Annotated in this window: 12 protein-coding genes and 1 other annotated feature; of the genes, 8 read left to right on the forward strand and 4 right to left on the reverse strand. The window is 49.2% G+C overall.

The window, feature by feature from the left end:
* Window positions 1–97 precede the first annotated feature (97 nt).
* Both arcB and LGV68_RS11115 read left to right on the forward strand, forming a co-directional pair.
* On the forward strand, window positions 98–2,443 hold the full coding sequence (gene arcB, locus LGV68_RS11110; protein ID WP_061056858.1) for an aerobic respiration two-component sensor histidine kinase ArcB: 2,346 nt from the start codon (window positions 98–100) through the stop codon (window positions 2,441–2,443).
* 1 nt (window position 2,444) lies between these two features.
* Window positions 2,445–2,891: a hypothetical protein gene (locus LGV68_RS11115; RefSeq protein ID WP_024373856.1), complete on the forward strand. Its 447-nt coding sequence runs from the start codon at window positions 2,445–2,447 to the stop codon at window positions 2,889–2,891.
* A 66-nt stretch (window positions 2,892–2,957) separates the two neighbouring features.
* Here the strand turns inward: LGV68_RS11115 and arcA are convergent, their stop codons facing one another.
* Window positions 2,958–3,674 carry a two-component system response regulator ArcA gene (arcA, locus tag LGV68_RS11120; RefSeq protein ID WP_004724146.1) on the reverse strand — a complete coding sequence of 239 codons (717 nt, stop codon included), beginning with the start codon at window positions 3,672–3,674 and terminating at the stop codon, window positions 2,958–2,960.
* A gap of 319 nt (window positions 3,675–3,993) precedes the next feature.
* On the opposite strand from arcA, the gene LGV68_RS11125 reads away from it, so the two are divergent.
* The gene (locus LGV68_RS11125) at window positions 3,994–4,383 is read left to right on the forward strand and encodes a DUF3293 domain-containing protein (RefSeq protein WP_024373855.1); all 390 of its coding nucleotides are present in this window, start codon (window positions 3,994–3,996) and stop codon (window positions 4,381–4,383) included.
* A 28-nt stretch (window positions 4,384–4,411) separates the two neighbouring features.
* Window positions 4,412–4,897: a putative 4-hydroxy-4-methyl-2-oxoglutarate aldolase gene (locus tag LGV68_RS11130; RefSeq protein WP_180953925.1), complete on the forward strand. Its 486-nt coding sequence runs from the start codon at window positions 4,412–4,414 to the stop codon at window positions 4,895–4,897.
* Here LGV68_RS11130 and LGV68_RS11135 read toward each other — a convergent pair.
* The gene (locus tag LGV68_RS11135) at window positions 4,894–5,355 is read right to left on the reverse strand and encodes a hypothetical protein (protein ID WP_100268014.1); all 462 of its coding nucleotides are present in this window, start codon (window positions 5,353–5,355) and stop codon (window positions 4,894–4,896) included. The two genes, LGV68_RS11130 and LGV68_RS11135, sit on opposite strands and share 4 nt — an antisense overlap.
* Before the next feature lie 299 nt (window positions 5,356–5,654).
* Window positions 5,655–5,774 (forward strand) — a sequence feature (Thr leader region).
* A 30-nt stretch (window positions 5,775–5,804) separates the two neighbouring features.
* Here LGV68_RS11135 and thrA point away from each other — a divergent pair.
* The 3 genes from thrA to thrC are packed head-to-tail and all read left to right on the forward strand — an operon-like array spanning window position 5,805 to window position 10,519.
* Window positions 5,805–8,264, forward strand: coding sequence for a bifunctional aspartate kinase/homoserine dehydrogenase I (gene thrA / locus LGV68_RS11140; protein WP_020330522.1), 2,460 nt, complete (start codon window positions 5,805–5,807; stop codon window positions 8,262–8,264).
* Window positions 8,265–8,282: 18 nt separating this feature from the next.
* Window positions 8,283–9,239, forward strand: a complete 957-nt coding sequence (thrB, locus tag LGV68_RS11145; protein ID WP_020330523.1) for a homoserine kinase — start codon at window positions 8,283–8,285, stop codon at window positions 9,237–9,239.
* Window positions 9,236–10,519 carry a threonine synthase gene (gene thrC, locus LGV68_RS11150; RefSeq protein ID WP_020330524.1) on the forward strand — a complete coding sequence of 428 codons (1,284 nt, stop codon included), beginning with the start codon at window positions 9,236–9,238 and terminating at the stop codon, window positions 10,517–10,519. Before thrB ends, thrC begins: the two co-directional genes overlap by 4 nt.
* A gap of 113 nt (window positions 10,520–10,632) precedes the next feature.
* Here the strand turns inward: thrC and grcA are convergent, their stop codons facing one another.
* Window positions 10,633–11,010, reverse strand: a complete 378-nt coding sequence (gene grcA / locus LGV68_RS11155) for an autonomous glycyl radical cofactor GrcA (protein ID WP_024373292.1) — start codon at window positions 11,008–11,010, stop codon at window positions 10,633–10,635.
* A 325-nt stretch (window positions 11,011–11,335) separates the two neighbouring features.
* On the opposite strand from grcA, the gene nfo reads away from it, so the two are divergent.
* Window positions 11,336–12,214, forward strand: coding sequence for a deoxyribonuclease IV (gene nfo, locus LGV68_RS11160; protein WP_061056856.1), 879 nt, complete (start codon window positions 11,336–11,338; stop codon window positions 12,212–12,214).
* Between the two features lie 103 nt (window positions 12,215–12,317).
* Here nfo and LGV68_RS11165 read toward each other — a convergent pair whose 3' ends face one another.
* Window positions 12,318–12,506, reverse strand: coding sequence for a hypothetical protein (locus LGV68_RS11165; protein ID WP_020330527.1), 189 nt, complete (start codon window positions 12,504–12,506; stop codon window positions 12,318–12,320).
* Between the last annotated feature and the right edge of the window lie 5 nt (window positions 12,507–12,511).

Genomic DNA, 12,511 nt, shown 5'->3' on the forward strand with positions numbered 1-12,511 from the left:
CTCTTTAGTGATTTCTCAATGGCTTGTGACTGGAATGGCTGACGTTCACGCCACAAACACGCTAGACTAACGCCAACGCTTTCCCGTGGAGCTTTGAATGAAACCCATGAAAAATCTCGCCCAGTATTATGTTGATCTGCTGGTTAAGCTGGGCATCCTCCGTTTTTCCATTTTACTGGCGCTGGCGCTGGTGGCATTGGCCGTTGTGGTTCAGGTCGGTATTACGCTGGCACTGAAGGGCTTTGTCGACGATATCGATATTGTTCGCTCCGTTTTCTTTGGTCTGCTGATCACCCCGTGGGCGGTCTATTTCCTGTCGGTGGTCGTCGATCAGTTGGAAGAATCGCGTCAACGTCTGTCGAAACTGGTCTCCAAGCTCAAAGACATGCGCTCGCGCGATCAGGAGCTGAACCAAAAACTGCAACAGAACATCGTCAAGCTGAATCAGGAAATTGAAGAGCGGATCAAAGCCGAGGAAGCGCGGGAAGAAGCGATGGTGGATCTCGAAAACGAAGTCTACCAGCGCGAAAAAACCCAGGTTGAGTTGGCTGAGCGCACCGCCTTATTGCGTTCTTTCATCGATGCCTCGCCGGATTTGATTTATTACCGTAACGCGAAAGGTGAGTTCTCCGGCTGTAACCGCGCGATGGAAGAGCTGACAGGCAAGCGAGAAAGTGAGCTGGTCGGTCTGACGCCATGGGATGTGTATCGTAAAGAGATTGCGCAGTCGATTGTGGAAACAGACCAGCAGGTGTTCAACAACAACCGTTCTCTCACCTATGAGCAGTGGCTGGAATATCCGGATGGGCGTAAAAACTACTTCGAACTGCGCAAAGTGCCGTTTTACAGCAAAGAAGGCCGCCATCTCGGCCTGGTCGGCTTTGGACGTGATATCACAGAGCGCAAGCGTCATGAAGAGTCGCTGGAAAAAGCCAGCCGCGATAAAACCACCTTTATTTCCACCATCAGTCACGAGCTGCGTACGCCGCTCAACGGCATTGTAGGTCTGAGCCGTATGCTGCTCGACACGCAACTCGATCCCGAGCAGCGCAAACACATGCAGACGATCAACGTCAGCGCGGTCACGCTTGGTAACATCTTCAACGATATTATCGACATGGATAAGTTTGACCGCCGCAAACTGGAACTTTTCCCGGCGCCGCTCAATTTCGAAGAATTTGTCGCTGAACTGGAAAGTCTGTCGGCGTTGATGGCTGAGCAAAAAGGCCTGCGTTTTGATCTCGAACGTCTGACCGATTTACCTACGCTGGTGGAAGTGGATGCCACCCGCTTGCGTCAGGTGTTGTGGAACCTGATTAGTAATGCCATGAAGTTCACCAAAGAAGGTGGCGTGGTCATGACCGTAAGTGCGGATATTGAAGATGGCTTTGCCAATATCGTAATGGACATTGAGGATACCGGGATCGGTATTCCAGAATCGGAACTCGATAAGATCTTCGCCATGTATTATCAGGTTAAATCGGGCAAAGATAACTTACACGCGGTAGGTACCGGTATTGGTCTCGCGGTATCTCGCCAGTTGATCAATCTGATGGGCGGCGATATCAGCGTCAGCAGTGAGGAAGGCTTTGGGAGTACCTTTACTGTAACCATTTGCGTGCCGCTGGCCGAAGTGAGCCAGACGTTGCCAAGCCCGGTCGAACAGAAGAGTCTCAACATCTTCATGGTGGAAGATATTGAACTCAATATTACCGTTGCCCGTTCGCTGCTGGAGAGTTTAGGCCATACCGTATCGGTGGCAATGACTGGTGAAGAGGCGAAAGCGAAGTTTGCACCAGACCTTTACGATCTGGTCTTCCTCGATATTCAGCTGCCAGACATGACCGGTTTTGATATTGCTCAGTACTACCGAGAAAACTACGATCATCTGCCGCCTTTGGTCGCGCTGACAGCCAATGTCCTGAAAGACAAAGGGGAATATCAGCGCCAAGGTATGGACGATGTGATCAGCAAACCGTTGTCAGTACAGGCGGTGCAGGACGTGATCAACAAAACGGTCCATAAGATTGATAAACCGAATGTGTCGGTTGTCTCGGCGCAACCTGAACAGTCCGACAGCAATGATGAGTTGTATCAGCGCTTGCTCGATCTGCCGATGCTTGAGTCTTATATCGACATCGTTGGCCCCAAACCCGTGCTGGACAGCATAGACATGTTTGCGGATATGATGCCAAGCTATATTGAAGTGCTGGATTCCAATATGGTTGCGAAAGATCAAGACGGTATCGTTTCTGAAGCGCACAAAATCAAAGGGGCGGCGGGGTCTATTGGTCTGAAACACATTCAAAGTGTGGCGCAAAAAGCGCAAACGCCAGATGCACCGGCTTGGTGGGAGAATATCGGCGACTGGGTCGATGAAATTAAAAATGAATACCAGAATGATATTCTGGTGTTGAAACAGTGGTTAGCTCAGAGGAAATAACATGAAAAAGTGGCTTTTGGTCTTGGTGAGTGCGGTATTGACCGCTTGTTCAACTCACGCCGTCAACTGGCAGCACAGTAATCTGGCGATGTTCTCGGAAACGGCGATTCAGCTCAAAAGTAACCTCTGGACCGATCAAATGCCGAAGGTGGGCGAGGATGTCGATAGCCAGAACCTTAATGGTACGCTGACGCTGGAGACATCCGGGCAGTTACCCGCCGATTTAACCGTCAGTTCCGTGGTCATCAAACAAGGTGAAAAAGTTTGGTCCATCGATGGTGATGAAGTCGAGCTGCGTACCCAGAGTGAAAACATGTGGGAAGTGGTGTTTCAAAGCGACATCGAAGTGGATCTGAATAAGCCGGTGAGTGTGGCGCTGGGCTTAAGTGATAGTCAGGGCGAAACCTGGCTGGTGGAACACAAAGTCACGATCGACAAAGTCTACTGAGTGTTTGCTGCATAATAAAAAAGCCTCTGTATGCAGAGGCTTTTTTGTATTCGTTACCATGAAAGATTACTCTTCCAGATCACCACAGAAACGGTAACCTTCGCCGTGAATGGTCGCGATGATTTCCGGTGTACCAGACACAGATTCGAAGTGTTTACGAATGCGACGAATGGTTACGTCAACAGTACGGTCATGAGGTTTCAGCTCACGGCCAGTCATTTTCTTCAGTAGATCCGCACGAGTCTGGATCTTGCCTGGGTTTTCACAGAAGTGCAGCAGGGCACGAAACTCTGAACGCGGCAGCTTGTAGCTGTCACCGTCAGGGCTGACCAGTGAACGACTGTTGATATCCAGTACCCAACCGTTGAATTCGTATTTCTCAACCGAACGTTTCTCTTCATGCGTGGTGCTGGCGTTCATTGAACGACTTAGCAGGTTACGCGCACGAATGGTCAGTTCACGTGGGTTAAATGGCTTAGTGATGTAATCATCTGCACCGATTTCCAGACCCAGAATCTTGTCGACTTCATTGTCGCGGCCAGTCAGGAACATCAGAGCTACATCTGCTTGTTCGCGAAGTTCGCGAGCCAGCAGCAAGCCATTTTTACCTGGCAGGTTGATATCCATGATCACCAAATTAATTGGGTTGTCGGACAGCACATGGTGCATCTCTTCACCGTTACTGGCCTCAAAAACAGCGTATCCCTCTGCTTCAAAAATACTCTTTAGAGTGTTACGAGTAACCTGCTCGTCTTCAACGATAAGAATCTGCGGGGTTTGCATTGGCGGTACCTAAACTTGTGAAAAAAATGTGCTAATAGAACTCATTCTAGGCAAAAACATAACATACAAGTAATTTTATGTTGATAATAAACCAAAGTTTTTCGAGAAAGTCTCGTCTTTGGTTGCCCGCCATCCATGGATAACACTAGCGATTGAGATCCAACACCTCATTGGTTCTACTAGTCTTTGCAGCGAATTCTATAATGTTAACAGCATGCTAACAACGGCCTGTTGTTAATTCCAACAACTTTGTTGATTTACATCAAGAGTTGAAATGTAACAGATATGAATAGTAATAACGAGTTGTAAAAATACGAGAATGATGACGATCGATGCAAAACTCTGGCAAGCCTATGCAAACGTGCGTTTTGCCTTTGAATCCCCGCTACGCAAGCGTTCTTTCGCGATCATTACCGCATGGAACCCGAAAAGCCAACGGTTGTCGAATAATGAGAATTGCGTAAATAATCAACGTTTACAGCAAGCGTTGATCAACTATGATTGGTCGAAAGTGGTGGTCGGTGACTACAATTTTGATTGGTATGAAGAGAGTTTTGCTGTGTCGATACCTTTAGACACAGCGCTGCAAATGGCCAGAGACTTTGGCCAGAATGCCATTTATTACGTTATTGATGATGAGCTGATGTTGCACTCTTGTGTCGACGATGAGGTGACATCGCTGGGCTCGCTACAAGAAAAACTGACATAACAAGCACAACAAGAATCATGGAGGAATGATGAGAGATATAACACCGGATATTTGTGATCAATATGAATCGCAAGTGACTTTGTTGGAGCTGCCGTTACAAAATTTCGGTATGCGCAGTGCGTTCTGGGGACAAATTGTAACCGTGCGCTGCTACCACGATAACTCAAAGGTTAAAGAAATCCTCAGTCAGAATGGCAATGGGAAAGTTCTGGTTGTTGATGGACATGGTTCCTGCCAAAAAGCGCTGATGGGCGATCAGATTGCGATTTCTGCGATTGAAAATGAATGGGAAGGGGTGATCATTAATGGCGCTGTGCGTGATGTTGTCGCCATGTCGCAGATGGATTTGGGTATCAAAGCACTCGGCGCTTGCCCGTTCAAAACTGAGAAACGCGGCGCGGGTGACGTCAATGTGACACTGTCGATTCATAATCAGATGATTCAACCGGGCGATTATATTTATGCCGACTGGAATGGCGTGCTGCTTTCACCGGTCGAGTTGGACTTGAGTTAAAAGCGGAAGCCTAACCCTAATTCAATCCCTTGCTGCCACTCCTGATAATCGAGAGTGGCGTGCAAGTCGAGGTTTTCCGTCAGGTGTAAGCGGCTGGAAAGCTCTGCAGCCATCACTTCGCTGCGCTTGTTATCTTCAGAGTTTTTGTTCGCAGTATAGAGCGTACTTTTAACCGAGAAACGATCGCTTATCTTGTAGCTGACACCACTGAGAAAGCCATTTTCACCGCCATTTAACGATGAATTAACCCGGGCACCGACGTACAAATCCACATCACGAAACACGTTGTACATGTAACCGCCATCCACAATCCAACTGTCAAAGCCCTGACTGCCCGGTTCACTGTAAAGGAATACGCTGTGAGAGGAACGGTTCTGTGCGGAAGGTAACGCGGGAAGTTCGACGGCGTTTGCGGCAAAACCAATACACAGGCACCACATACCAAGAATTTGCTTCATGATACCCTCCTTGTATTGATTATTGGGCGTACGCTTTCCACTGCGGTACCCATAAGTTAAGCACAAAAATTTCGCGCCTGCTGAGCAAAATTGAGCAACGAGTTGTTTTGTTTAACGGATGATTTGATTATTTAATCGCCACTCTATCATATGAATCCAGATGATTTAGCAACTTAGCGGCAAGATTTGAAAGAGATGCGAAAAAAAACAATTTTTTCGTTGACTATTTGCGCAGAAATGAGTTAAACGTAGAGGCACGCAAACACACGAGTTACGCAAGATTTCTATGATTAATAACAGCCTAGTAGTAATGACCACCACCATTATTATTACCGACATTACGCATGTTGGGGCAGGCTGCTGAGCGTAAAAAATTCACAAAAAAGGCCTGTATCCCAACCGATACAGGCCTTTTTTTATACCAATTTTCAGAGAATTTGGAGGAAGGGATGCGAGTATTAAAGTTTGGAGGTTCATCGTTAGCAGATGCTGACCGTTTTTTAAGAGCGGCAGATATCATTGCCAACAATGCACAACAGGAAGAAGTGGCCGTCGTTCTTTCTGCCCCTGGAAAAACAACCAATAAACTGGTTGCGGTGATTGAAAGCGCACTGCGCAATGGCGAAGCCGAGTTACAAATTACCGAGCTGGAAACGTCATTCCAAGTGTTGTTTGAGGACATCAAAGCGGTCCTGCCTGCTATCGATGGCAGCGCATTTGATAACCAGGTTCGCACATCGATGTCTCAGCTGCGTCAGTTTGTCCACGGCATTAACCTGCTTGGTATGTGCCCGGATAATGTCAATGCTCGCATTATCAGCAAAGGAGAGCGCGTTTCCATCCAACTGATGAAAGCCGTCATGGAAGCCAAAGGCCTGGCGGCAAACCTTATTGATCCGGTTAAATACCTGCTGGCAAAAGGTGATTATCTGGAAGCGATGGTGGATGTTGAAGCGTCGACTCAGCACTTCAAGCAAAACCCACTGCCAGCCAATCACGTCAACATCATGCCGGGTTTCACCGCGGGTAACAAAAAAGGTGAACTGGTTTGCCTTGGACGCAATGGTTCGGACTATTCTGCGGCGGTCCTGGCCGCGTGTCTGCGCGCCGAGTGCTGCGAGATCTGGACTGACGTTGACGGGGTTTACAACTGTGACCCGCGCTTGGTTGACGATGCTCGTCTGCTGAAATCCCTGAGTTATCAGGAAGCGATGGAGCTCTCTTATTTCGGTGCGTCCGTCCTGCATCCGAAAACCATCGCACCGATTGCTCAGTTCCACATTCCTTGCCTGATTAAAAACAGCTTCAACCCGCAAGGCCCCGGCACTCTGATCGGTCAGGATACTGGTGAAGATAAGCTGGCAATCAAAGGCATCACCACGCTCAACAATCTCACCATGGTGAACGTTTCCGGCCCGGGCATGAAAGGCATGGTTGGCATGGCGAGCCGAGTATTTGGTGCGATGTCTGCCGCGGGCGTATCGATTGTGCTCATCACTCAGTCGTCCTCTGAATACAGCATCAGCTTCTGTATTGAAGCGGAGCACAAACAACTGGCACAACAAGCGTTGGCGGAAACCTTTGAGCTGGAGCTGAAAGATGGCCTGCTTGAACCGGTCGAATTTATGGAAGATCTGTCGATCATCACACTGGTGGGCGACGGTATGCGCACATCTCGCGGTGTCGCATCGCAGTTCTTTGCCTCGCTGACTGAAGCGCACGTTAACATTGTCGCGATTGCACAAGGCTCATCTGAGCGCGCGATCTCTGCAGTGATCCCGGAAGACAAAGTGTCTTCAGCGATCAAAGCGTGTCACGAGAACCTGTTCAACTCGAAACACTTCCTGGATGTGTTTGTGGTGGGCATTGGTGGCGTGGGTGGTGAGTTGGTGGATCAGATCCATCGTCAGCAAGCCAAACTGGCCGATAAAGGCATTGTGATTCGTGTGTGTGGCCTCGCCAACAGTAAAGGGTTGCTGCTTGATAGCGAAGGTCTGCCGTTGGATCACTGGCGCGATCGCATGACCGCTGCGACCGAAGAATTCTCACTGGCGCGTCTGATTGCCCTTGTGCAACGTAACCACATCATTAACCCGGTGCTGGTTGACTGTACGTCGAGCGATGAAATTGCCAGCCAGTACGCAGATTTTCTGGCCGCGGGTTTCCACGTCGTGACACCCAACAAAAAAGCCAACACCGCCAGCATGGCTTACTACTACCAGCTACGTGAAGTTGCGCGTCATTCGCGTCGTAAGTTGATGTACGAAACAACCGTTGGTGCTGGTCTGCCGGTGATCGAAAACCTGCAAAACCTGATTGCGGCAGGTGATGAGCTGGAAAAATTCAACGGCATTTTGTCGGGCTCGTTGTCGTTTATCTTCGGCAAACTGGATGAAGGATTGTCGTTCAGTCAGGCAACCACGGTCGCGAAAGACAAAGGCTTTACGGAGCCGGATCCGCGTGACGACCTGTCGGGTATGGATGTGGCGCGCAAGCTGCTGATCCTGGCACGTGAATCCGGCATGGTGTTAGAGCTGGATGATGTGATCGTCGAGCAAGCTCTGCCACCGGGTTTTGATGCCTCGGGCAGTGTTGACGAGTTTATGGCGCGTCTGCCGCAAGCGGATGAATACTTTAAGTCGTTGTGCGATAAAGCTGCACAAGAAGGCAAAGTGTTACGTTATGTGGGCGAGATTGCCGATGGTCAGTGCCGCGTGCGCATTGCCATGGTCGATGAAAATGACCCAATGTTCAAAATTAAAGATGGCGAGAACGCGTTGGCGTTCTACAGCCGCTACTACCAACCAATTCCTCTTGTTCTGCGCGGTTACGGCGCAGGGACAGAAGTGACTGCCGCAGGCGTATTCTCTGATGTGATGCGTACTTTAGGCTGGAAATTAGGGGTTTAATCAATGAGTTCAAGTGATATGAGTGTCGTCGTTTATGCACCGGCATCGATCGGTAACGTCAGTGTCGGGTTCGATGTGCTGGGGGCCGCCGTGTCCCCGATCGACGGCACTCTGCTTGGTGACCGCGTGCAGGTCAAAGCGGGCAGCGAACCGTTCACACTGAAAACCGCGGGCAGTTTTGTCTCTAAGCTGCCAACGGATCCGAAAGAAAACATCGTGTACGATTGTTGGACCGTGTTTGCGCGCGAGCTGGATAAAAAGCAAATTGCGCTCAAACCGCTGGAAATGACGTTGGAGAAAAACATGCCGATCGGCTCGGGACTGGGTTCCAGTGCCTGTTCGATCGTCGCTGCACTCGATGCCCTTAACCGCTTCCATGGCCAACCACTGAATGAAACTGAGCTGCTGGCACTGATGGGGGAAATGGAGGGCAAGATCTCCGGTGGTGTGCATTACGACAACGTGGCACCTTGCTATCTGGGCGGCGTACAACTCATGCTGGAAGAACTCGGCATCATCAGTCAGGAAGTGCCGTGTTTTGATGACTGGTACTGGGTGATGGCGTATCCGGGGATCAAAGTATCCACCGCGGAAGCGCGTGCGATTCTGCCTTCTCAATACCGTCGTCAGGATATCATCGCTCACGGACGCTATCTGGCGGGCTTTATTCACGCTTGCCATACCAACCAGCCAGAGCTGGCGGCGAAGATGATCAAAGACGTGATCGCGGAGCCGTATCGTGAGAAACTGCTGCCTGGCTTTGCCGATGCGCGTAAATACGCGGCCTCTGCAGGAGCACTGGCGACCGGGATATCAGGCAGTGGTCCAACGCTGTTTAGCGTATGCAAAGATAAAGATGTCGCAGAGCGTGTCGCTCGTTGGCTTGAACAAAACTACGTCCAAAATGAAGAAGGATTCGTACACATTTGTCGCCTCGACAAGAACGGTTCGAAAGTTACAGGAAGTGAGCTATGAAGCTTTACAACATAAAAGAAAATGATGAACAAGTCTCCTTTGGCCAAGCCGTGCGCCAAGGATTAGGCCGCAACCAAGGCCTGTTTTTCCCGTCGGAATTGCCAAAGTTTGACGACATTGATGCACTGCTGGCGGAAGATTTCGTCTCTCGCAGCACCAAAATTCTGTCTGCGCTGATTGGCGATGAGCTACCGGAAGAAAAAGTGAACGCGATGGTGGATGCGGCCTTCCAATTCCCTGCGCCCATAAAGTCAGTTAAAGACGGCGTTTATGCGCTGGAGCTGTTCCACGGTCCTACGCTGGCGTTTAAAGACTTTGGTGGTCGTTTTATGGCCCAATCTCTGGCAGCGGTTTCTAACGGCGGTAAGATCACCATTCTGACCGCAACATCGGGTGATACCGGTGCGGCGGTTGCCCACGCCTTCTACGGCATGGAAGACATCAATGTGGTGATTCTGTATCCGAAAGGCAAGATCAGCCCATTGCAAGAGAAGCTGTTCTGTACGCTGGGTAAGAACATTCATACTGTGGCCATCAATGGCGACTTTGATGCTTGTCAGGCGTTAGTGAAAAAAGCGTTTGATGATGCTGAGCTGCGTCAGCAGATCGGCCTCAACTCCGCGAATTCTATCAACATCAGCCGCCTGATGGCGCAAATCTGTTACTACTTTGAAGCGGCATCGCAGATGAGCAAGGCAGAGCGCGAGAACCTAGTGATTTCGGTCCCGAGTGGTAACTTCGGTAATCTGACTGCAGGCCTGCTGGCCAAAGCGCTGGGTCTGCCGATCAAACGTTTCATTGCCGCAACGAACGCCAACGACACTGTGCCTCGTTATCTGGAAACTGGTAAATGGGATCCAAAACCGACGGTCGCAACCACATCGAATGCGATGGATGTAAGCCAGCCAAACAACTGGCCACGCATTGAAGAGCTGTGCCGCCTGAAAGATTGGGGCCTGGAAACATTGGGCAAAGGTGCGGTGCTTGATCACGAGAGCGCGCAATCAGTACAAGAGCTCAATGAACTGGGCTATTTGTGTGAACCACATGGCGCGATCGCTTACCGGGTTCTCAGCGAGCAACTGCAACCGGGCGAAACCGGTCTGTTCCTGTGTACAGCGCATCCGGCGAAATTCAAAGAAGTCGTCGATGAGATTTTAGGTACGGATATCGAACTGCCCGCGCCGCTCGCCAAACATGCGGTGATGGAGCTGTTGTCAGTTGATCTCGATAATGACTTTGATGCTCTGAAAGCCTTGCTGGTAAAAGTGCAGCCTTAATCGGCCTGATGAATCATGCGGAACCAAGGTTAACTTGAGCTTTGGTTACCTTTGCCAGCAGAGAGAATAAAAAAAGCGGCGCCTTAGGCACCGCTTTTTTCATGCATCTGAGATTATAGTGACTCAGTAAAAGTACGCGCGATAACGTCGCGTTGCTGTTCTGGAGTCAGAGAGTTGAAACGTACCGCGTAGCCTGACACGCGAATGGTCAGCTGTGGGTATTTTTCTGGGTTTGCTACGGCATCTTCCAGAGTTTCACGCTTTAGTACGTTCACGTTCAGGTGTTGGCCACCTTCGATACGAGGCGCTGTTTCAATCGCTACTTCACGGCTTTCGAATTCGCCCAGTTCGTTCAATGCGACAACCTGATCAGCTTCGTAGCCAGCGACTGCAGCAACACAACGCGCTTCATTCGCTTCATTGTCGATTAGCCAAATTGAGTTAAGTAGGTCATCATTAGCGGCTTTAGTAATTTGGATACCTTGGATCATCACTATCTCCTAGTCCACAAACGTGGCAATTATTGGTGTTAATTTTCAAACCTTGTTGAGCTTCGTATTATATAACCAATATCCTTAAAGATAGTATTGATTTAAGTCAAAAAACAACAATAAACCTTGTTTTTATCAAGGTGAATAATTTGATTTTGGTCAATAAGTTGTTTAAAAACAAACTAATTACAATTTATTTTAAATATTAAAACAAATTTTAACTGTAGTTTTGTTGTAATTTTACTACAAAACTAGTCGTCAGCTTGACTTGGATAACGCAAGATCAGGCAGTTAGGCGGTAGAACTGAAAGTGTAAAGTGATTAAATGACAAACAGTAAAATCGATTTTGGGAAGAAGTTCATCGGCGCACATGTGTCGGCCTCAGGTGGTGTTGATCAGGCACCAGTGCGCGCCAAAGAGATTGGTGCTAATGCGTTTGCACTGTTTACTAAGAATCAACGCCAGTGGGTGGCGAAGCCGCTTGAAGCGGCCACGATTCGTGCCTTTAAAGCGAATTGTCAGCGTTTGGGATTTGCCGCAGAACACATTCTGCCGCACGACTCGTACCTGATTAACCTTGGAGCTCCGGAAGCTGACAAGCTGGAGAAGTCACGCGAAGCATTTATCGATGAAATGCAGCGCTGTCAGCAATTGGGGCTAACGTTACTCAACTTCCATCCGGGTAGCCACCTAAAGCAGGTGAGTGAAGCGGAGTGTCTGCGTACGATTGCGGAATCGATCAATATCGCACATCAGGCCGTTCCTGAGGTGATTGCGGTGATTGAAAACACCGCCGGGCAGGGAACCAACCTCGGGTGGCGTTTTGAGCATCTGGCCGAAATTATTGATCAGGTTGAAGATAAGTCGCGTGTCGGCGTGTGTCTCGATACCTGCCACACGTTTGCTGCGGGTTACGATCTACGCACCCCTGAAGCATGTGAAGCCACGTTTGCCGAGTTCGAGCGCATTGTGGGCATGCACTATTTAAGGGCAATGCATATCAATGACTCAAAGTCTGTTCATGGCAGCCGCGTTGACCGCCACCATTCATTGGGTAAAGGGGAGATCGGCTGGAGCTGCTTTGAATACATCGCAAAAGATCCCCGTTTCAATGGTATCCCATTGATTTTGGAGACAATCGATCCTGATATTTGGGCCGATGAGATCAATGCGTTGCGAGAAATTCATTTGCAGAATTTATAATTCCGACTTAATTCACAATATTGGCATCTTTCTTTCATTACATTTTCATGTAAGTGTCATGTCAGTAAGGATGTCAATATGAACGCACCTAAATCGCTCGCCGTTAACTCAGTCGCTCGTTCTGTGCCACGCATGCCGGTCCCCAATCGTCATGTGAATGGGCAGGGACATCATCGTTCTCCACAACGTAGTCGTCCTCATCATTGATGAGCATGGCCGGAATGCGCACTGAGTCATCACTGATGCCTGACGTCTGAGAAGAAATCAGGGTACAATCGCCCTTATTCTTCAAGTAAT

The sequence above is a fragment of the Vibrio sp. LQ2 genome (assembly GCF_023920125.1).
Classification (GTDB): Bacteria; Pseudomonadota; Gammaproteobacteria; order Enterobacterales; family Vibrionaceae; genus Vibrio; species Vibrio fluvialis.

What these genes read in the sequence shown, in the direction of transcription:
- LGV68_RS11115 (WP_024373856.1), top strand. Translation starts at nt 2,445, where the DNA reads ATGAAAAAGTGGCTTTTGGTCTTGGTGAGTGCGGTATTGACCGCTTGT.
- LGV68_RS11125 (WP_024373855.1), top strand. Translation starts at nt 3,994, where the DNA reads ATGATGACGATCGATGCAAAACTCTGGCAAGCCTATGCAAACGTGCGT.
- thrB (WP_020330523.1), top strand. Translation starts at nt 8,283, where the DNA reads ATGAGTGTCGTCGTTTATGCACCGGCATCGATCGGTAACGTCAGTGTC.
- thrC (WP_020330524.1), top strand. Translation starts at nt 9,236, where the DNA reads ATGAAGCTTTACAACATAAAAGAAAATGATGAACAAGTCTCCTTTGGC.
- arcB (WP_061056858.1), top strand. Translation starts at nt 98, where the DNA reads ATGAAACCCATGAAAAATCTCGCCCAGTATTATGTTGATCTGCTGGTT.
- thrA (WP_020330522.1), top strand. Translation starts at nt 5,805, where the DNA reads ATGCGAGTATTAAAGTTTGGAGGTTCATCGTTAGCAGATGCTGACCGT.
- nfo (WP_061056856.1), top strand. Translation starts at nt 11,336, where the DNA reads ATGACAAACAGTAAAATCGATTTTGGGAAGAAGTTCATCGGCGCACAT.
- LGV68_RS11135 (WP_100268014.1), bottom strand. Translation starts at nt 5,355, where the DNA reads ATGAAGCAAATTCTTGGTATGTGGTGCCTGTGTATTGGTTTTGCCGCA.
- LGV68_RS11130 (WP_180953925.1), top strand. Translation starts at nt 4,412, where the DNA reads ATGAGAGATATAACACCGGATATTTGTGATCAATATGAATCGCAAGTG.
- arcA (WP_004724146.1), bottom strand. Translation starts at nt 3,674, where the DNA reads ATGCAAACCCCGCAGATTCTTATCGTTGAAGACGAGCAGGTTACTCGT.
- grcA (WP_024373292.1), bottom strand. Translation starts at nt 11,010, where the DNA reads ATGATCCAAGGTATCCAAATTACTAAAGCCGCTAATGATGACCTACTT.